Genomic DNA, 17,762 nt, shown 5'->3' on the forward strand with positions numbered 1-17,762 from the left:
GGCTGACGCTGGAGAAGCTGAAGGGCGCCAAGGCGGCGTGGGTGGACCGCGATTCGGTGGCGGGCTACCTCCTGCCCAGCGCGTTCCTGAAGACGCAGGGGCTGGAGCCGTCGCGCGCGTTCGTGTCGCAGCAGTTCACGGGCTCATACCAGGGCGCGCTGGAGGCGGTGCTGGAGGGCAGGGCGGACGTGACGAGCGTCTTCTGTCCGCCGGCCTCCACGGGGCTCACGTTCACCACGGGCGTGGAGGACGTGCTGGGGCGGGGCATGGGCGCGAAGTTCGAGCTCCTGGCGTACACGGACGAGGCCCCCAACGACGGCGTGCCGGTGGCCATGGGGCTGCCCGCGCCGCTGGTGGCCGCGCTGGAGACGGCGCTCCTGGGGCTGCAGTCCACGCCGGACGGGCAGGCGCTGCTGCGCGACATCTTCAACGCGGAGCGCTTCGAAGTGGCGCCGCGCATGGGCTACCGCGCGCTGTACCGCGTGGCCCTGGCGAGCCTGTAGGCGCGCGGCTCCGGCTGGAGCCTACTTGTCGGAGTCGGGCCCGTTGCCGCGCACGGGGCGCCGGGCGGAGGACACGGAGCCTTCGGTGCGTCCCGTCTTCGCGGGCGCCTTGGTCCCGACGGAGTCCTCCGACGCACGCACGGCCTTCGCGGCGGAGCGGCTCCCCGTCGCGTCCCCGGTGGCCTTCACGGCCTTCGCCGCGGAACGGCTTCCCGTGGAGCCCTCGGTCGGACGGGACGGCTTCGAGCCCTCCGCGCGCACGGCGCCGAACTGGGCGGTGGACGAGCGGCCGGTCTCCGCGCGCACGGCCTCATGCTTCGCGGTGGAGGCGCGAGCCGGACCCGCGTCCTCGCCGCGCACGGCCTCATGCTTCGCGGTGGAGGCGCGAGCCGGACCCGCGTCCTCGCCGCGCACGGCATCGAACTTCCCGGTGGAGGCACGCGCCTCGCCGCGCATGGCCTCGTGCTTCGCGGTGGGACGGCCCGCGTCCTCGTCGTGCAGGGGGCGGGTGTCCGCCAGGCTCACGCCCGTGTTCTCCCTCGTCCTCACGGGCCGGGCCTCCGGGCGGCTCAGTCCGGAGTTCTCCTTCGTGCGCGAGGTCCGCTCCGCGGCAGGTCCCACGCCGGAGTCCTCCGGGCGCGCGGCGGCCTTCGTCGACGACTGGCTCACCGACGGCTCCGGCGCGCGCGGCGGCGTCTTCGCCGGGGCCTGCGCCTTGCCCGCGGACGGCGTCGCCCCGGGGGCCGGTGCCTTCGCGGGCGCGGCACTTCCCGGCCGGGCCATCAGGCGCGGGTCGAAGTAGATCATCGTCGGCTCGGCCGCGAAGCGCTCCTCCTCCAGCTCGTCCGAGTACACGTCCCGCATGAACGCCGCCAGGTGCGCGCTGGTGCCGGGCAGCTTCTCCTGCTGGAGGAACTCCTCCAGCGCCAGCTGCAGCTCGCCCGCGGTGGAGAAGCGGTCGTCGCGCTTGCGCGCCAGCGCCTTGAAGACGATGGGATCCAACGACTTCGGAATCCCGGGCACCGCTTCCGACGGCGGGACGATCTTGTGTCCCACGACGGCCTTCAGCGTGGCCATCTCCGTCTCGCGCTTGAACAGGCGGCCGCCCGTCAAGAGCTCGTAGAACACCGTCCCCAGGCCGAACACGTCCGAGCGCGCATCCAGCGGCTCGCCCCGCGCCTGCTCCGGGGACATGTACGCGTGCTTGCCCTTGATGGTGCCCACCACCGTCTGCGACAGCTTGCCCTGCGCCTTCGCCACGCCGAAGTCGATGAGCTTCACGCCACCGTTGAAGCCCACCAGCACGTTCTGCGGCGACACGTCCCGGTGGATGAGCGACAGCTTCCGGCCGGACGGACTGCGCGCGTTGTGCGCCGCGTCCAGGCCCGCCGCCGCCTCCGCGATGATCCGGCACCGCAGGCCCAGGGGAAACCCGCCCGGGTGCGCCGACGCGCGCGGCACCAGCGAGCCCAGCGGCTCGCCGTGCACGTACTCCATCGCGATGTAGTACTGCCCGTCCACGTCCCCCATCTCGTAGATCTGCGCGATGTTGGGGTGGTTGAGCAGCGCCGCGATGCGCGCCTCGTCCAGGAACATCTGGAGGAACTCGTCGTCCTCCGACAGGTGGGGCAACAGCCGCTTCACCACCAGCAGCTTCTGGAACCCGACCGGTCCCTTCTGCCGGGCCAGATAGACGGCCCCCATGCCGCCGGTGGCCAGCTTGCGCAGCAATTCATAGCGGCCGAACGTTTCCACTCCGGCCGTGACGATAGCCGTGTCAGCGCGGATCTCAAAAGCCCGGGCTTCCGCAAAAACGCGAACCGGGCCGACCCCCTCTGGGACCGGCCCGGCCGCGCTGCGTCACGAACCTGTTCCGGCTACGGCGTCGCGGCGCAGATGCTGCGGTAGCGGATCTCCACGGCCTGGCCCGGGGTGGGCACGGAGCCCGCCGCGAAGATGACCGCGTTGCGGCCCGCGTCGTAGGTCCACTGGTCCGCACCCAGCGTGCGGCCATTCACGCGCACGCTCATCTCCGCGGTGCCGTCCGGCGTCGCGGTGAGGTGGAAGTCCGCCTGCGGCTCACCGGCCTGCTGGATGATGGGGTCCAGGAACCCGCGGTAGTCCCCCTCGCAGATGGAGCCCACGGAGCCGCCCGTGCCCCGGGCCACCGAGGTGAAGCGATCCGCGCTGGACCCGGCGGTGGAGCAGGACGTCCCGGCGGGGACGAGCGCGTGCAGGTTGCTGCGCTGGGACATGCCCGTGCCCTTCAGCGTCTGGAGGAACTGGATGTAGCTGTCCGGTTCGAAGCCGGAGTGGTCGTCCTCGTCCGCCAGCACCACCACGGCCATGCGGGCCGCGGCGCGGGTGAAGCCCAGGTTGCCGTCGTTGGGCTGCGGGGTGCGGACGTCGTCGGCCTGGTCGGACAGCGGGGCAGACAGGCCCTGGCGCATCGTCTCCAGGCCCTGCACCAGGTTGTGGCACAGGCCCACGTCGAGGTTGGACTGGATGGTGGCCGCCGCGTTGGCGCTGTTGCCGGACACCACGCGGGCGCGGCTGCCGTCCACCGGGAAGAGCCGGCCGGCCTCACCGCCGTTGGCGCCGCCGCCGCACAGCCCCGGGCGCTGCACCAGGCCCGTGCTGGTGACACCCACGCGCACATCCACGTTCAGCTCCCTGGCGCGCGTCAACCACCCGGGAATCGCGTTGCGCAGGCGCTGCTGGTACGTCTCCATGGTGGTGGTGTTGGAGACGACGAAGAGCACGTCCAGCTGGCTGTCGGTGCCCTGCGTGAAGCGGTCCACCTGGATGCCTTCGTGGTTGGTCTCCGCCAGCATCGGGACGAGGAAGCGGTTCGCCTCCGTGTCCGTCTGGAAGTACAGCGGGCTGTAGTGCTGGCCCAGCACGTTGCGGGCGTAGTCCACCTCCATCTCGAAGCCCTCGCCGGGCTGGAGCGTGATGGGCGACGTCACCGGCGTGAGCAGGGAGAACTGCTTGGACGTGCCGTTGCCGATGATGGCGTCCGCCACGGTGAGCGGCTCGCTGCAGCGGTTGGACAGGAACGTCTTGCGCGGCTTCGCCGGGCAGTCGTAGCGGATGGGCCCGAAGTCCACGAAGGACGGCGTGGCCACCAGGCACGACGGGTTGGACACCGCGTGGATGGGCAGCGTCACCGTGGGGTGGGCCGGGTTGTTGACGGTGAGCATCAGCTCGCCGTTGAACTCGCCGCCCGTGGTGGGCGCGCGGAAGGCAATCATGGAGCTGAAGGCCGTGTCGTAGAGCACCACGCCGCCCGTGATGGGACCGCCCGGCATGGTGAACACGCCGCCGCCGTCATTGGACAGGTGCACGTTCTTGATGGCGCACTCGGCCCGGCCCGGGTTGCGGAAGTAGAAGCCCAGCACCGCGCCGCGGCCCGGCACCACGTTGGCGAACTCCAGCGACGGCTGCGGCAACAGCTCGTACACGCAGGGGCCGGACGTGCGGGCGCGCCCCGTCAGGGTGATGGCGCGCTCGGGCGTGAAGAGGTCGTTGGACTGCACGTAGAGCGTGGCGGTGAAGGTGCCCTCGTTCCTGGGCTCGAAGTAGACCTTCAGCTCCAGCGCGTCGTCGCCCGGGTTGATCTGCAGGCCGTTGGCCTCCAGCGTGGGCCAGGTGCCGCCCTTCCAGGGGTAGTTCTGCGTGCCGCGCGTGGGCGTGGCCACGTTGAACTGCACCGCGTCGCCGTCCGCGCGCACGCCGGTGAAGGTGAGGGGGCCATTGCTGCCCGCGTTGGTGATGCGGATGACCTGCTCCACCTTGCCGCCCACCGGCAGCTCGCCGAAGTCCAGCGCCACCGGGGCCACCGCCAGCGTGGGCCGGCCACCGCGCGCATCCAGCATCACGCGCGACTCACGCGCCTTGTCGGACGCGTACGCCACGGTGAGGTTGCCCACGTTGGGGCCGGAGAAGCGCGCGGCGAACTCCATGCGCATCTCCACCACCTCGCCCGGCTGCACCGTGGCGCCCTCCGGCTTGGACAGCGGCGAGAAGGCCCGGTCGCTGGTGGCCAGCGCGGAGATGGTCACCGGGCGCCAGGTGATGTTGCGCGCGCGGGTGAAGGACTCGGTGCGCTCGTGCACCGGAATCTCGTCGAAGGGCACGGGCGCCGGGTCGAACACGAAGGCGCTCGCCACGGAGTTGCCCTTCAGGTCCACCACGGACGGAGTGCACGTCTCGCAGGACACGACCTCCAGCCGCGCGCCCATCTGCCCCAGCGCGCGGGGCAGGTACTTCGTCTTCACCACCTGCGTGCTGTTGGGCGGCACGGTGATGGTGTCCGCGGTGAACGGATCCGCGCTCTCGCCCGCCACCTTCAGCGTCAGCGGCAGGTCCACCGGGTTGGTGACGGTGACCTCCAGCGTGCGGTCGCTGTCCACCTCCAGCGTCTCGTAGTCCAGCACCGGCGGGTTGACGCCGATGCGCGTGGGCGTGCCCAGGCCCTGCACGGGCAGCTGCTGCAGGGCGCCCACGTTGGCGTCCGTCGTCACGCGCAGCGTCTCCTCCACCGGCCCTTCGGCCAGCGGGTGGAAGCGCACCTTGACGACGTGCGACTCGCCCGGCGGAACGCGGCCTCCTCCGTCCGTCAGCTCCACCTGGTAGGACGGGTTGTTGCCCAGCCCCAACGCCTCCAGCGCGGAGAAGGGCACGTAGCCGACGTTGCGGATGCGGACCTCCTTCTCACGCCACTCGCCCACCGGCACCTCGCCGAAGTCGAGCGCGTCCACGTCCAGCACCGCCGTGGCCTTCACCCCGCGCGTCTGGTCCTCCTCGTGACACGCCATCGTCCCTGCCACCAAAGACGCCAGCAGGACGAACCGACCCCTCCACCCCATCACCATTGTCCGCTCCCCACCCTTCCCCACCACACGCACACGGATGCCCGGGACACGTGATTCATCTCGGGCTCTCCCTAATCAAGACCCGTGCCGCGCGTGAAGGCCCCTCAGCAGTGACCGAAAATCAAGGACTTGGCGGATGCTGCGGCGACCAAGTGAGCGCTGGAGGGAAGAGGGGTGCCCTGGAGGGTGAAAGGTTTTTCCCGACCCTTTGCCAAGGTGCACCCCCAACTTTTCAGGTCATGAACCCGACGCTTCCGGCGCCGGGGCGTCAGCGGCTCCGGCGACGAAGGCCGCGATCGCAGCGGCCACGCCAGCGGGCTGCTCCAGGTGCACGTGGTGACCGCCTTCGAAGAAGCGGGGCGGGGCGGCCAGCGTGCGCAGGGCGGCCAGCCGCGCCTCCAGCAGCTCCGGGGCGGGGGACAGGCCTTCGGTGCCGCGCAGCAGCTGCACGGGGCAGGTGACGGCGGACTCCAGCGCCAGCCACTGGGCCTCGTCGTAGCCCTGGCCGAAGCGGCGGCGGTGGCGCGGATCGAAGGTGAAGGCGAAGTCGCCCTCCGGCGTGCGCCGGGTGCCATGGCGCGCGAAGAGCAGCGCCGCGTCCGGGGAGAGGGTGGGGTTGGCCTGCCGCAGGCGCTCCGCGGCGGCCTCCACGGTGGGGTAGCGCTTGCGGTTGGGCGGCCGGCGCGTGTCGTCCAGGAAGCCGCGCAGCCGCTGCACGGCGCCCGTGGGCGGGCCACCGGACGGCCCCAGGCTTTCGATGAGGGTCAGGCTCTTGACGCGCTCCGGGCGCGCGGCGGCGTACGCGAGCGCGACGATGCCGCCCAGCGAGTGCCCCACCAGGTGCACCGGCGGCAGGGCCAGCCCGTCCAGGGTGGCCTCCACGTCCAGCAGGTGGTCGCTGAAGTGGTACGCGGCGCCGGGGCCCGCGTGGCCGCTCTCGCCCATGCCGCGAAAGTCGAGCAGCACCGTGCGCCAGGCTTCGGGCAGGTGCTCGCAGAGCGGATCAAAGCTGTGGGAATGGTCCAGCCACCCGTGAAGCATCAGCACGGCGGGGGCGCCCTGGGGGCCACGCTGCCGCACGTGCAGCGGCAGCCCTTCTGCGTCGACGGTGAGGGATTCGAATGCGGCGGCGGGCACGGGTGTCTCCTCGTGCCTCTACGCCTTACTCCGTCCCCCAGGGTGCTGGCGACCCTACGCGACGGTGCTGGACGACGACGCCGCCGGGCGCGGTGGGCCGCCGGTGTCCGGCTTGCCGAGCACCATGGCCAGCTGCCGGGCCTGGCTCTCCGTGGCGCAGCGGTACTCCTGGGTCTTGCCGTTGGGCCGGTCGATCCGAATCACCCAGACGTCATTCTCCTTGGTCACCACAGGCGCTTGAGACATGCATTCCCTCCGTGTGCAGAAAGGAAAGCATCCTTCGTGCCGACCTCGCGGACGGAGCCAAATGCCTGATTTCCGGCCGTCTCCCACGCCCGGCGGCCGAGCAGGTGACAAAATTCGTTCAGCGAGGCGACAAATTTCGGGCGCCCGGGTCGCACTCCTTGCGTAGTCCCCCGGGGCAGCCCTGAGTCGTTGGGATGACAATCATTGTTCAGCGGGGTCTGGCCACTCCCAGGCGGAGCGGTAGCCGCCGTCCGTCTGGGTTCCTTCGATGAAGCGCGCGTAGAAGGGGTGGCTGCTGAGGGTGGCGGAGTCGCCCACGACGAACAGGTGCCGGCGGGCGCGGGTGAGGGCCACGTTCATGCGGCGCAGGTCGTTGAGGAAGCCCAGCTGCCCCTCGCTGTTGGAGCGGGTCATGCTCACCAGGATGGCGTCCTTCTCCCGCCCCTGGAACGCGTCCACGGTGTCCACCTCTACCTCCGGGTGCACGGCCTCCAGGGCCTCGCGCAGGTGGCGGGCCTGGGCGCTGTATGGGGCGATGACGGCGACCTCGCGCGGCGCCAGGCCCAGGGCCAGCAGCTGGCGCACGCGGGCGATGACGTAGGTGGCCTCGCCCGGGTTGAGGAGGGAGTGCGTGGTGGGCTCCACCTCTTCGTCGAAGCCCTTGCCCGCGGTGTCCAGGTAGAGCACCGGCGGTGCGTCCACCTCCGCGCCGGTGTTGAGCACCCCGGTCAGCGTGCGGTCCGCCACGGACGGGTGGGCGCGCAGCTCGCCGCCGTACATCTCCTGGGAGGGGAAGGCCATGATGGCGGCGTTCATCCGGTACTGCTCGCGCAGCATGCGCTTCACGTCGTCGCCGTGGTCCTTGAGCAGGCGCTCGAAGAGGCTCGTGCCCAGGCCCGCCTTGGAGGCCTCCTGGGACAGCACGGTGGGCGGCAGCTGCTGCGGGTCTCCGGCGAGCACCACCTTGGGCGCGCGCAGGAAGCCCAGCAGGGCCAGGGGCTCGGTGGCCTGGGTGGCTTCATCCAGGAGGGCGCGGTCGAACTCCTCGCCCGCGAGCACGCCGGAGCCCAGGCTCGCGAGCGTCACGCACACCACGTCCGCGCGGGCGAGCACGGCCTTCACGGCCTTCTTCTCCAGCTTGCGCGCCTCGTCCATCAGGTCCTTGGCTTCGGCCGTGGACGAGCGCGCGTTGGAGAAGCGCTCGCGGCTGCGGCCCTGGTTACGCTGGCGCCGCGCGTAGCCGAAGAGGTCGAAGGCTTCGTCGAACAGGTCGCGGCTGACGACGCGGTCCGGGTGCTCCTCCACCACGATGTCCAGCGTGTGCTCCTGCAAGCGGGCGGCGACGCGCGCGGGGTGGCCCACGCGGATGGCGCGCAGGCCCTGCTCCAGGCACAGCTCCAGCAGGTGGTCCACCGCGGCGTTGCTGGCCGCCGTGCACAACAGGCGCTCGCCGCGCGCGACGGCCTGGGCCGCGACCTCCGCCAGCACGGTGGACTTGCCGGTGCCGGGCGGGCCGTGGACCAGGAAGAAGTCCTCCGCGGCGAGCGCGCGCTTCGCGGCGTCCTGCTGCTCCGGGTTGAGCGGGCGGGTGGGGGTGAAGTCCTTGGTGTTGTCGAAGCGCGGGGGCTCGTTGCCCAGCAGCACCTCGCGCTTGTGGCGCTCCTGGCCCTTGTCCATCGCCTTCACGCGCTGGAGGCCCGCGCGCACGCGCTCGTAGGTGACGTCGTTGGGCACGACGTCCAGGCGCAGGAGGCCTTCGGACAGGTAGGCGGGCGGCTCGCGGTCGAAGGCCAGCTGGATGCGGGTGGAGGTGGCGCGCGACACGAGCGCCTTCGCGGGGTCCTTCACCTCCGCGCGGCGGGGCAGCACCGCCACGAAGTCGCCGTTGGACAGGCGCGTGGGCAGCTTCCCCCGGTCCGCGCGGGCGAGCGTGAGGAGGATGCGGCCGCCCAGGCCCACCTCCTCCTCGACGGTCTCCAGGTCCAGCACCGACAGGCCCTGCTCCTCGCGCTCGCGCAGGGAGAGCCCCTGGGCGAGCGCGGTCGTGCGGGCCTTCTCGGCCTCGCGTTCCTGGGCGAGCAGCGAGGCGAGCTTGTCGAAGAACGAGACGTCACGGGCCATGGCCCTGGGTCATGCCATCCCGGGGCGCCCGCCGTCACGGCCCGTGTGCCGGACTGTCCTGCCTACTGACAGGAATACGTGTACGAGGACGGCGTGCTCCAGGTGCCGTCCGGGTTGATGCTGCGCACGGTGTAGCCGCTCGCCGGGTAGGTGGTTCCCCAGCAGTCGCGGGCGCGCACGTCGTTGCGCAGGGCGGTGCCCAGGTCCCAGTTGCCCACGCGGCGCTGCTTCTCGTACGCGGCCACGCGGTCCACCGCCTCCACCCAGGTGGAGTCCCCCGCCAGCACGTCGCGGCGCTTCTCCAGGAACTTCTGGAGCCAGGCCGTCTCCGTGATGCCGTTGTAGCCAATCACCGGCGCCACCTGTCCGCTGTTGCCCAGGGCCGTGTTGGCCTTGCGGATGAGGTCCTTCATGCCGTCGAAGCCGTGGTTGATGGACGCGTCGTAGAGCGCGGCCTTGGTGAGCGCCTGGGTGAGGCCCCACTTCGCGGCCTCGGTGATGGTGGGCGTGTAATAGAGCGCGTCGTTCACCTGGTCCTGGCACTGCTTGAAGTCCGCCTTCGTTGCGGCGGTGTTGAAGCTGGCCGCCCAGTCCGAGGTCCAGTTGCCCACCGCGTCCAGCTCCGCCGTGGACGCCTGGGATTGGCCGGTGGACAGGAAGCGGTTGTTGATGACGGTGAGCGCGTTCCAGTACTTCGCCATGCGGTTGCCGTTGGCCTCCGTGCGCAGGGCCCGGTAGCACTGCACCACCTGGATGGCGTCGCCCGTGCCGGTGCAGAAGCCCGCGCGCCCGCTGGTGTAGCCGCGCCCGTCGAAAATGTTCTCCGAATAGGCGTAGTCCAGCGTGGGCGTGTCGTTCTCCCAGATGCTCGTCAGCCCTTCGGCCACCTTCTTCTGGTTCGCGGTGAGGCCGGAACCGCCAGGGGACGTGCCGCCGCAGCTGTCGGACTGGACCTTCACGTTGGTCGCGGTGAACGACGTGTTGGAGTTGGTGGAGTAGTTGAACGTGTAGGACGCGTTCACCGCAACCGTCAGCGACGACGTGCGAGTGAAGGTGCACGTGCGGCCCGACTGCGTATGCGTCCAGCCGGGCTGATCATCGTCACACGTCACGCCCGAGGGCACGTCGAGCGCGATGACCGGGTTGGCGATGGCCACCGTCCCCGTGTTCTTGATGACGAGCGTGCCCCAGTAGTCCGGCCCGTTGTACGTGTTCGTCGTCACCGAGTGCGTGCACGCGCCCAGCGCCTGCTCCACCGCGGCCGGCATCACCGCGTCCTCCTGTGCGCCACAGCCGCTGGCCAGCGCCAACAGCCCCGCCGTCATCCACGTCCGCGAATCCGCCATGTGCCTGCCCCCGCTTGGGTAAGGGACGGCCCGCCCTGCGGCGAGCATCCCGGATAGAGCAGGAATAGCTGTATTCGCGGCGAATCGCCAGTGGCGCTCAGCCCTGCACGTCCGGCAGCGGCAGCACGCGCCACAGCTGCGGCTTGTCGTACTGCGGCGGAATCATCCCCAGCGGCCAGCCTTCGGCGGTGAGCTCCGCGTACTGGTACCCGCGCCCCGCGAAGGGGATGCGGGTGCCGGTGCCGGGCAGCCCCACGCCGATGGCCGCGTGCGCGAGCGCGTCCGAATAGAGCATCACCGCGTCCACGCCCACCTGCCGCAGCAGCATCAGCGCCAGCACCGCCTTGGAATCGCAGTCGCCCCGGTCCTGCGCGGGCACCAGTCCCGGCGGGACGATGCCGAAGGGCTCGTCGCCGGGCAGCTCGTAGCGGATGCGGCGCACGAAGCCGAGGATGAGCTCGGTGGCCTGCGCCGCGTCCAGGCCGCGCTCGCGGATGGAGGTGGCGAAGCGCTCGCCCAGCACGCGCACCGGCTCCGCGTTGCTGCGCATCAGCTCCGCGTAGATGCAGCGCATGTCCGTGCCGCAGCCCGGCGGCGCCACGTAGGTGAAGCGCTCCGGGCCCATGGCGCGGTAGCGCAGCCGCACGCTGTAGTCGCGGTGCGCCTGCTCCAGCCCGCGCTCCACCGCTTCGCCCAACCCGTAGGCCAGTTGCTGACGGGCGGGCTCCATGCCGTCCACGCGCCAGTCATAGGACTTCGCCCGCTCCGGCGGCGTGTCCTCCGGCACCAGCACCACGCCCAGGTCCCGCATCGCCTCCTGCGGATCCGCCGCGGGGACTTCCGTCCGCGGCTGGGGGGGATCCGGAAGCCGGCCCGCCTTCCGGCTCACCACGAGCCCCCAGCTGGCGAAGGCCATGAGCGCGCCCATCAGCACCAGCGACAGCAGCGTCTTCCACGAGCGCGCGACCATGGCGGCTTCAGGCGGGCGCGCGCAGCACGCCGGTGGGCAGCTGCGGGAAGGGGATGAGCCCGTTGAGCGCGGCCTGGAGGCCCGGCGCGGTGAGCAGCGCGATGACCAGCAGGAACGCGCACAAGAGGAGCGCGGCGGCGATGTTGCCCTTGCGCACCTCCGCCAGCTCCTCGATGCCCGGCGTCATCTTGTCGAACAGCCGCACGCCCAGGGCGAGCACCGCCACGCCCACCGCCAGCGACAGCGCCACGTGCACCAGCGCCAGGCCCAGCAACTGGAGCACCGAGAGGGCGGACACGGGCGGGTTCTGCACCGCCAGGTCCACCGCATCGCCCGTGGCCTTCAGCGCGTGCTGCACCAGCAGGCCCAGCGACACGAGGCTGGTCGCATGCACCAGCCCGGAGGCGACGTTGCCCTGGCGCAGCTCCTCCACGGGGTGGCTGTCCAAGAGGCGGCTCAAACCGCGCATGCTCAGGCCGATGCCGAGCGCGGCCACGAGGCCGCCGAGGACGACCTTCATGAGTCCGACGACGAAGAGGGTGAGGTCCATGGGGCGCGCAGGGGACTGTAGCGGAAGTCCCCCTCGCCGCCATGGCCCATGGTTCACCCGCGTGGCTTGCCGTCCTTCAGACGGCGGCTGAGCGTCCAGGCGAGGGCGACGAGCGCGACCCAGCCCACCGCCGACTCCGGGCCGCTGCCCACCGAGCAGCCCATGCTCTGCCGCATGTCGCTCGTCGGGTCGTACTGCACGGTCAGGTGGAAGTCGCAGAGCGCCGCGTTGCCGGCCGCGTCGATGGCGGTGACCTGCACCGCGTGCAGGCCCGGCGCGAGCGGCGTGCCCACGACGGGGCTGTAGAGGAGCTCCGCTTCGGAGACGCTGTCCGCGGCGGTGGCGGCCGGGTACTCCGCGCGGGTGCCGGACATCACCGAGGTGGTGAGCGTCTGGTCCTCCGGGCACGTGAGCGCGGGCGGGCGCGAGTCGCGCACCCTGACCTGGATTTCGCACGTGGTGCTGTTGCCCGCATCGTCGGTGCTGACGACCTGCACGCGGGTGAGGCCCAGCGGGAACAGGTCGCCGGACGCGTGCGTGCTGGTGACGGTGACCTGGCTGGAGATGCTGTCGCTGGGCGTGAGGTCCGGCCAGAACGCGTGCGCGCCCCCGGGGCCTTCCGCCTCCACGCGGACCTCGTTCACCTTGCAGGCCCGGCCAGGCCCCTGGTTGTCGCGGACGGTGACGGGGAAGGAGCAGGTGTTGACGTTGCCGGACGCATCCTTCGCCGTCACGGTCATCTGGGTGGTGCCCAGGGGCAGCACGCTGCCGTTCTCCGGACTGTAGGTGACGAGCACGTCCCGGCTCGTCTCGTCCACGATGAGCAGGCCCGGATAATAGAAGGTGACGCCCCGGGCGGATTGCGCGCTCAGGGTGAGCGCCGTCGGGCAGTTGTTCATTGCCGGCGCCGTCAGGTCCCGCGACGTCGTCACGGTGGTGCAGTACGCGAAGCGGCCCAGGGCGTCCTCGGCCTGGTAGGTGATGGGGGTGGGCTCATGGAGCCGAAGCAGGCGGCCGTTCATGAAGGTGGAGCGGATCGCCGCCCCCTCCGGCCCGCTTCGCAGCTCGGGAGGGTGGTTGAACAGATCCGTGCCCTCCGGACGGTTGGAGGGGACGTCCTTCGTGGCCGGGCACACGAAGGTCAGCGACGCGTCATCCCGCTCCAGCCGCCACAGGGCGCGCGGCGTCCACGCGTCCCCGGCCGTCGTCAGGAGCGCACCCTGGAAGGGCACCAGCCCCGCGGACGTCGCGGACGGTTGGCCCGAGGGCAGCCGCGTCAGCCGGGACGTGCCCGCGTCCGTGCCATCCGTGCGCCACAGCTCGCTGGCGCCCTCGCCCGTCGTCACGGTGAACGCGAGCCCTCCTTCCCACGCGGTGGCGCCGTCAATGAACGCACGCTCGAACGGGGCGGGACGCGGAAGGCGCGTGGTGCCCTCCGGGGTGCCGTCCGTCACCCACAGCGAATCCCCGGCGACGGAGTCCTGGCCCACCAGGTAGAGCCGGTTGCCCACGGGAAAGAGGCCCTGGCTCGTTCCCCCGATGAGCGACGCGGGCTTCGTCATCACCGGCAGGGTGCCCGCCTCGGTGCCATCCGAGCGCCACAGCGAGATGCCCTCCGGTGCGTACGAGATGAAGAACACCGTGTCGCCCAGCGCCGTGAGATGGAAGATGTGGTTCCCCGCGCCCTCGCGCGGGAAGTCCGCGACGCGCACGGTGCCCTCCGCCGTGCCATCCGACTTCCAGAGCGAGTGCCCCTCCTGGCGGGTCTGGGCCGCGAAGTAGACGAGGCCCCCCACGGCGGTGAGGTCCCGGGGAAACGCGCTCCCCGGGCCCGGATTGAGGTCCCGCACCATCAGGGTGCCCGCCTCGGTGCCATCCGTGCGCCACAGCTCTTCGCCCGCGGGGCCAGACGCGGTGAAGAAGACGGTGTCTCCCAGGCGTGCGCTGCCGCCGGCCGTCACGTAGGCGGAGTCCGCGGCGACGTTCTTGATGGGCACGGTGCCCGCTTCGGTGCCGTCCGACTTCCAGAGCTCGGCTGGCAACCCACCCGTGCCCAACACGGTGAAGAGCACGCTGTCCCCGACGGGGATGATGGGCGTCTGGTAGCCAACGCCATGGATCCGGTCGGGGGGGAGCTCGCGCGTCAGGTGCGTCCCCTCGCGCGTGCCATCGCTCGTCCAAAGCTGGAAGCGGGCGCCCGGCGTCCTCGCCGTGAAGAACAGGCGGTGGGGTGTGGCGCGCAGCGACAGCGGATCAATGCTCGTGGAAGGCGGAAGCCATTCCTGCAGCGAACGCGTGCCCTGGGGCGTGCCGTCGGTCACCCAGAGTTCGCCGACCCGGATCGAGCTCTTTGGATCGTAGACGTTGGAGAGGAAATACAGGCGCCCGTTGAACTCCACGGAGTTGCGCGAAGCCAGAATGTAGGGGGAGCCGAGGAAGGCGGCCTCGCCGGGGAGGTCCGTCAACCGGCGCACCGTCATCGGGTCCAGCTGGACGGGCTCGCTCTGCGCGAACGCCGGGGCCGCGCCCACCACCAACGCCAACGCCGAAAGCCACGCACGACCGCTGAACGTCCCCATGCCCACCCCTCCACGCCCGCCTGCCCACTGTCCTGCTGGGTGCGCACCGTCATCACGCCCCCGCCGGGCTACAACCCACGACCTGTCCGACTGTTCGACAGGTGGCGCACCGCCGGTGTCCTACCGGGTTCAGGTGTTCACCACCGGCCGCTGCCCTGCGCCGCATGAAGGGCGCGGACGCGAGGGCCCTGCACGACCCGACGCCCGCGTTCCAGAACATGCTGGGGTTCAGCGACGGGCGCGTCTACCACTCGCGTACATCAACACGTGCTTCGGGCTGGCGCGCAGGCTGTTGCTCAAGTGGACCGGGGAAGCTCCAGCGCGTTGCTGGGTGAGTTCGGAGACCGGGGCGTGCAGGAGCTGAACGTGGAGCGTCCGAACCCGCGGGGCACGCCGTGGGACCTGGCTGGTGCGTGAGCCTGGACGGGGTGTTCGGCGTGCTCGACGGGGGAGGGGGGCTGAAGTTCTCCCCGGACCTGCTGCACGTCGCGCTGAGCATCTTCGGCGTGGGCTACTTCATGCGCATCGTGGATGAGCTGCGCGACTACGTGTGGCTGACCACGGGCTGGCTCTTCCTTCTGCCCCTGGGAATGGCGGTGAGCAACCTGACGCTGTTCTTCAAGAGCCGCAGGCCCCGAGCCCTGTCAGGACGGCTGGCGGCGCGGAGTTACTTCGCGTTCCTCTTCGTCATATTGATGGCTGCATTCACTTGGAGTGTGGCTGAAGTGGGCTGGACATGGTCTGTTGCTGCTCTCTCGAACCCGTACGAGGAGTGATGTCCATGAAGCGCATCCTGTCATTGATGATCGCCACGTTGGCCCTGGCCTGCTCGGGCCCGGACATGCATGACGCAGGTGAGGAAGGTGGCGCGTCCCTGGCCACCCAGGAGAACGCCGCGAGCTACTACGTCTGTGGTGCGCCGGTGTTCAGCTGCCCGTCCGGCTACACCATCCTCAATCAATTCTGTTCGGCGCACTGCACGACGCTGGGCTATTCGTGTTCGACCTGGGGTTACAACGAAACCCTCTGTTACAAGCCGGATCCCATCACCGGGACCATCAGCGCGACGCCCACGAACGTGCGCATCAACCTGGACGTGACGCAGACGGGGACGACGAACATCTGCTTCGACGTCAGCGGCGTCTCCGAAGGAGAGGTCTGGCTGAGCGTGAACAACCAGTCCGAAGTGCTCTTCGCCCGGGGCGACAACTTCTGCCAGGCCGCGCCCTGGATCACGGCGGGCAACACCTTCGCGTTCAAGCTCTACTCGGGCCGGGCGCACACCACGCTGCTCGCCACCGCGACCGTGACGGGCGAGGGCTACCACGGAGGCTCCAATCCGCCCCCGCAGTGCGGCCCCTGCCAGTCGGGCTACTCCTGCTTCTGCGGCGACCGCGTGTGCCGCCGCGAAGGCACGCTCTGCCCCTGACGTGAGTCACCATGCCGGGGGAAGACGCTGTCCCCCGGTTTCGTGCCGGAAGGATTCTCCACTGAGCGCGGTAGGGTGCGCGCCATCCCCATGGAGAATAGGCACAAGGCGATGAACGAGCTGCTTGAGGAGATATCTCGCCTCCACGCGCCCAACCCGCCTGCAACGCTGGAGCAACTGGCTGCGTTCGAACAGCGTGTGGGGTGGCGCCTGGACCCGGACCTGCGCGCTTTCTACCTGCATTGTGATGGGGCCCGGCTGTTCGCGCAGCGGGATCCCACGTTTGGCTTCGTCGATCCCGCCTTCACGTTCCTGCCCCTGTCACGGATTGCCCGCGCGCGAGTGGTCATGCGCGACGAGGATACGGATCAGGCCGGACCGCCGTCCTGGTATGCCATCAGCGAGGTCCGGGATAGCAACTACATCCTCCTCGACGTGAGCCACCAAGAGGCGGGGCGCTACCCCATTCGCGATGGCTACAACGAAGCGTTCCCTGACCCTGCGTATTGCGCGCAGATTGCCAGCTCCTTTCAGGAGTTCCTCGCGGGAGCGCTTCGGTCCAAAGGGCGTTGGTTCTGGCTCCGCGGCGAAGAGTGACAAGTCCGCGTCGAACACTGGCAGCTCAGCGCTGATGGGGATGTGCTACGGCTGCACGGCGGAGTTCAACGTTCGAATCCGCCACACCGTGAACGTGTGCAGCCTTCGCCCCCGGAACACACCCGTGAGCTTCACGGGGCCTTCCACGGAACCAAAGCGTTGCACCAGTTCCTCCGGCGGCGCCGCGCCGTTCTCCGAGCACCACAGCACGTCCTGCCCCGGCTTCAATTCCAGCTCAGGCCAGAGGTCATACTGACTCTTGCGCCGTGACGGCCCCACCGTGTCCGTCTCCACGCCCGCCGTGTATGCAACCTGCGAGGCCAACTGGTACGTGGGCGCGTAGACCGCCGTGGGACCCGGCGCCATGCCCGGGAACAGCTGCTCCGGCGTCCTCAGCCGCTCCAGCACGCCCCATCCGTGCGTCCTCGCCAGCACCACGTCGCGCTCGAACGTCAGCACCGGGAACAACAGGTGCGACGTCACCGCCAGCACCACCGCCATCCCGCTCCACGCCGCCGCCCGCTGCCACACCGGCCGCATCCCCGCGACGCCAATGCACGCCGCCACGTACGCCGCCGCCGGCCAGTTCGCCTCGCCCCGCGTCTTCGCCGCCGCATAGCCGAAGAACAGCAGCGGAATCACCGCCGCCACGCGCAGCAGGAACTGCTCCTTCGGCCCTCGCACCGCGTACACCAGCGCCAGCGGGAACAGCACCGGCCCACCCATGGCGAACTGGCCCGCGACGTACTCACCGAACGTCGCCCACCCTCCGCGCCCGCCCAGGCCGTGGTTCAGCTGGAACTTGAACCCCACCCACTCATGGCTCGCGTTCCACAACACCACCGGCAGGAAGCACAACAACCCAAGCCCCGCCGTCACCCACGCTCCCGCCGGCAACCGCCGAGCCCGCAGCGCCGCGACCATGAACGCCAGCCCCAGCAGCACGGACGGATACTTGGACAGCAGCGCGAGCCCACACGTCAGCCCCGCCAGCACCCATTTCTCGCGGTAGAGCGCCCACAACCCCAGCGCCCAGAACAGCAGCATGGGCGAATCCGGCGTGGCCCAGACTCCGGAGAGGATGCCCACCGGCACCGCGCTCCACAGCGCCAGCGCCCTCCAGGCTGCGTCCCTGGACCGATACACGTCCAGCGCCAGCCCCCACACCGCCACGCCCGTCCCCAGCCCGCACAGGAGCGCCGTCCCTCGGATGCCCAGCGCGGCGATGAGCCACGCCACCATCGGCGGATGGTCGAAATATCCCCATGCGAGATGCCGGGCCCATTGCCAGTAATAGGTTTCGTCGAAGTAGACGTCCGTTCCCAGCGCCAGCGCGAGCCGCACCCCCACGCCCAGCCCCACCAGGACAAGGCACGTCTTCATTCCCGGGCCGGGGCTGGAGTGGGC

Annotated in this window: 14 protein-coding genes; 4 read left to right on the forward strand and 10 right to left on the reverse strand. The window is 70.5% G+C overall.

Annotation, left to right across the window (positions count from 1 at the left end; all coding sequences use genetic code 11):
• On the forward strand, positions 1-503 hold a 503-nt coding region (locus D7Y21_RS15195), incomplete at its 5' end, for a phosphate/phosphite/phosphonate ABC transporter substrate-binding protein (protein ID WP_147469286.1).
• A 21-nt stretch (positions 504-524) separates the two neighbouring features.
• Here D7Y21_RS15195 and D7Y21_RS43460 read toward each other — a convergent pair.
• From D7Y21_RS43460 to D7Y21_RS15240, 9 genes are all read right to left on the reverse strand, one after another.
• A complete protein-coding gene (locus tag D7Y21_RS43460) occupies positions 525-2,258 on the reverse strand; it encodes a serine/threonine protein kinase (RefSeq protein WP_304988564.1) in 1,734 nt (577 codons plus the stop codon).
• Positions 2,259-2,380: 122 nt separating this feature from the next.
• Complete coding sequence (locus D7Y21_RS15205) at positions 2,381-5,380, reverse strand: choice-of-anchor D domain-containing protein (protein WP_120567380.1); 3,000 nt, start codon at positions 5,378-5,380, stop codon at positions 2,381-2,383.
• 237 nt (positions 5,381-5,617) lie between these two features.
• Positions 5,618-6,517 carry an alpha/beta fold hydrolase gene (locus tag D7Y21_RS15210; protein ID WP_121714002.1) on the reverse strand — a complete coding sequence of 300 codons (900 nt, stop codon included), beginning with the start codon at positions 6,515-6,517 and terminating at the stop codon, positions 5,618-5,620.
• A 54-nt stretch (positions 6,518-6,571) separates the two neighbouring features.
• Positions 6,572-6,763 (reverse strand): hypothetical protein, encoded by a 192-nt coding sequence (locus D7Y21_RS15215; protein WP_120579346.1) that lies wholly within the window; start codon positions 6,761-6,763, stop codon positions 6,572-6,574.
• A gap of 201 nt (positions 6,764-6,964) precedes the next feature.
• A complete protein-coding gene (locus tag D7Y21_RS15220; protein WP_121714004.1) occupies positions 6,965-8,884 on the reverse strand; it encodes an AAA domain-containing protein in 1,920 nt (639 codons plus the stop codon).
• Positions 8,885-8,946: 62 nt separating this feature from the next.
• Positions 8,947-10,230 carry a chitosanase gene (locus D7Y21_RS15225; RefSeq protein WP_121714006.1) on the reverse strand — a complete coding sequence of 428 codons (1,284 nt, stop codon included), beginning with the start codon at positions 10,228-10,230 and terminating at the stop codon, positions 8,947-8,949.
• A 97-nt stretch (positions 10,231-10,327) separates the two neighbouring features.
• Entirely contained in the window at positions 10,328-11,200 is an 873-nt protein-coding gene (locus D7Y21_RS15230) for a hypothetical protein (protein ID WP_121714008.1), read from the reverse strand.
• Positions 11,201-11,207: 7 nt separating this feature from the next.
• On the reverse strand, positions 11,208-11,750 hold the full coding sequence (locus D7Y21_RS15235; protein WP_120622834.1) for a DUF350 domain-containing protein: 543 nt from the start codon (positions 11,748-11,750) through the stop codon (positions 11,208-11,210).
• Positions 11,751-11,803: 53 nt separating this feature from the next.
• Positions 11,804-14,329: an HYR domain-containing protein gene (locus D7Y21_RS15240; RefSeq protein WP_121714010.1), complete on the reverse strand. Its 2,526-nt coding sequence runs from the start codon at positions 14,327-14,329 to the stop codon at positions 11,804-11,806.
• Positions 14,330-14,742: 413 nt separating this feature from the next.
• Between D7Y21_RS15240 and D7Y21_RS15245 the strand changes: the two genes are divergently transcribed.
• From D7Y21_RS15245 to D7Y21_RS15255, 3 genes are all read left to right on the forward strand, one after another.
• Complete coding sequence (locus D7Y21_RS15245; protein ID WP_199735424.1) at positions 14,743-15,105, forward strand: hypothetical protein; 363 nt, start codon at positions 14,743-14,745, stop codon at positions 15,103-15,105.
• A 5-nt stretch (positions 15,106-15,110) separates the two neighbouring features.
• Positions 15,111-15,758, forward strand: coding sequence for a hypothetical protein (locus D7Y21_RS15250; protein WP_147469287.1), 648 nt, complete (start codon positions 15,111-15,113; stop codon positions 15,756-15,758).
• A 111-nt stretch (positions 15,759-15,869) separates the two neighbouring features.
• Positions 15,870-16,355: an SMI1/KNR4 family protein gene (locus tag D7Y21_RS15255; protein WP_121714038.1), complete on the forward strand. Its 486-nt coding sequence runs from the start codon at positions 15,870-15,872 to the stop codon at positions 16,353-16,355.
• A gap of 45 nt (positions 16,356-16,400) precedes the next feature.
• Here the strand turns inward: D7Y21_RS15255 and D7Y21_RS15260 are convergent, their stop codons facing one another.
• Positions 16,401-17,738: a glycosyltransferase family 39 protein gene (locus D7Y21_RS15260; RefSeq protein WP_121714014.1), complete on the reverse strand. Its 1,338-nt coding sequence runs from the start codon at positions 17,736-17,738 to the stop codon at positions 16,401-16,403.
• Positions 17,739-17,762 lie beyond the last annotated feature (24 nt).

This window comes from Corallococcus sp. AB045, assembly GCF_003668895.1.
GTDB classification, from domain to species: domain Bacteria; phylum Myxococcota; class Myxococcia; order Myxococcales; family Myxococcaceae; genus Corallococcus; species Corallococcus coralloides.

Bases quoted from the DNA above. Each gene is read 5' to 3' on its own strand.
- D7Y21_RS15205 (WP_120567380.1), bottom strand. From the start codon at position 5,380: ATGGTGATGGGGTGGAGGGGTCGGTTCGTCCTGCTGGCGTCTTTGGTG.
- D7Y21_RS15215 (WP_120579346.1), bottom strand. From the start codon at position 6,763: ATGTCTCAAGCGCCTGTGGTGACCAAGGAGAATGACGTCTGGGTGATT.
- D7Y21_RS15220 (WP_121714004.1), bottom strand. From the start codon at position 8,884: ATGGCCCGTGACGTCTCGTTCTTCGACAAGCTCGCCTCGCTGCTCGCC.
- D7Y21_RS15225 (WP_121714006.1), bottom strand. From the start codon at position 10,230: ATGGCGGATTCGCGGACGTGGATGACGGCGGGGCTGTTGGCGCTGGCC.
- D7Y21_RS15230 (WP_121714008.1), bottom strand. From the start codon at position 11,200: ATGGTCGCGCGCTCGTGGAAGACGCTGCTGTCGCTGGTGCTGATGGGC.
- D7Y21_RS15235 (WP_120622834.1), bottom strand. From the start codon at position 11,750: ATGGACCTCACCCTCTTCGTCGTCGGACTCATGAAGGTCGTCCTCGGC.
- D7Y21_RS15240 (WP_121714010.1), bottom strand. From the start codon at position 14,329: ATGGGGACGTTCAGCGGTCGTGCGTGGCTTTCGGCGTTGGCGTTGGTG.
- D7Y21_RS15250 (WP_147469287.1), top strand. From the start codon at position 15,111: ATGAAGCGCATCCTGTCATTGATGATCGCCACGTTGGCCCTGGCCTGC.
- D7Y21_RS15255 (WP_121714038.1), top strand. From the start codon at position 15,870: ATGAACGAGCTGCTTGAGGAGATATCTCGCCTCCACGCGCCCAACCCG.
- D7Y21_RS15260 (WP_121714014.1), bottom strand. From the start codon at position 17,738: ATGAAGACGTGCCTTGTCCTGGTGGGGCTGGGCGTGGGGGTGCGGCTC.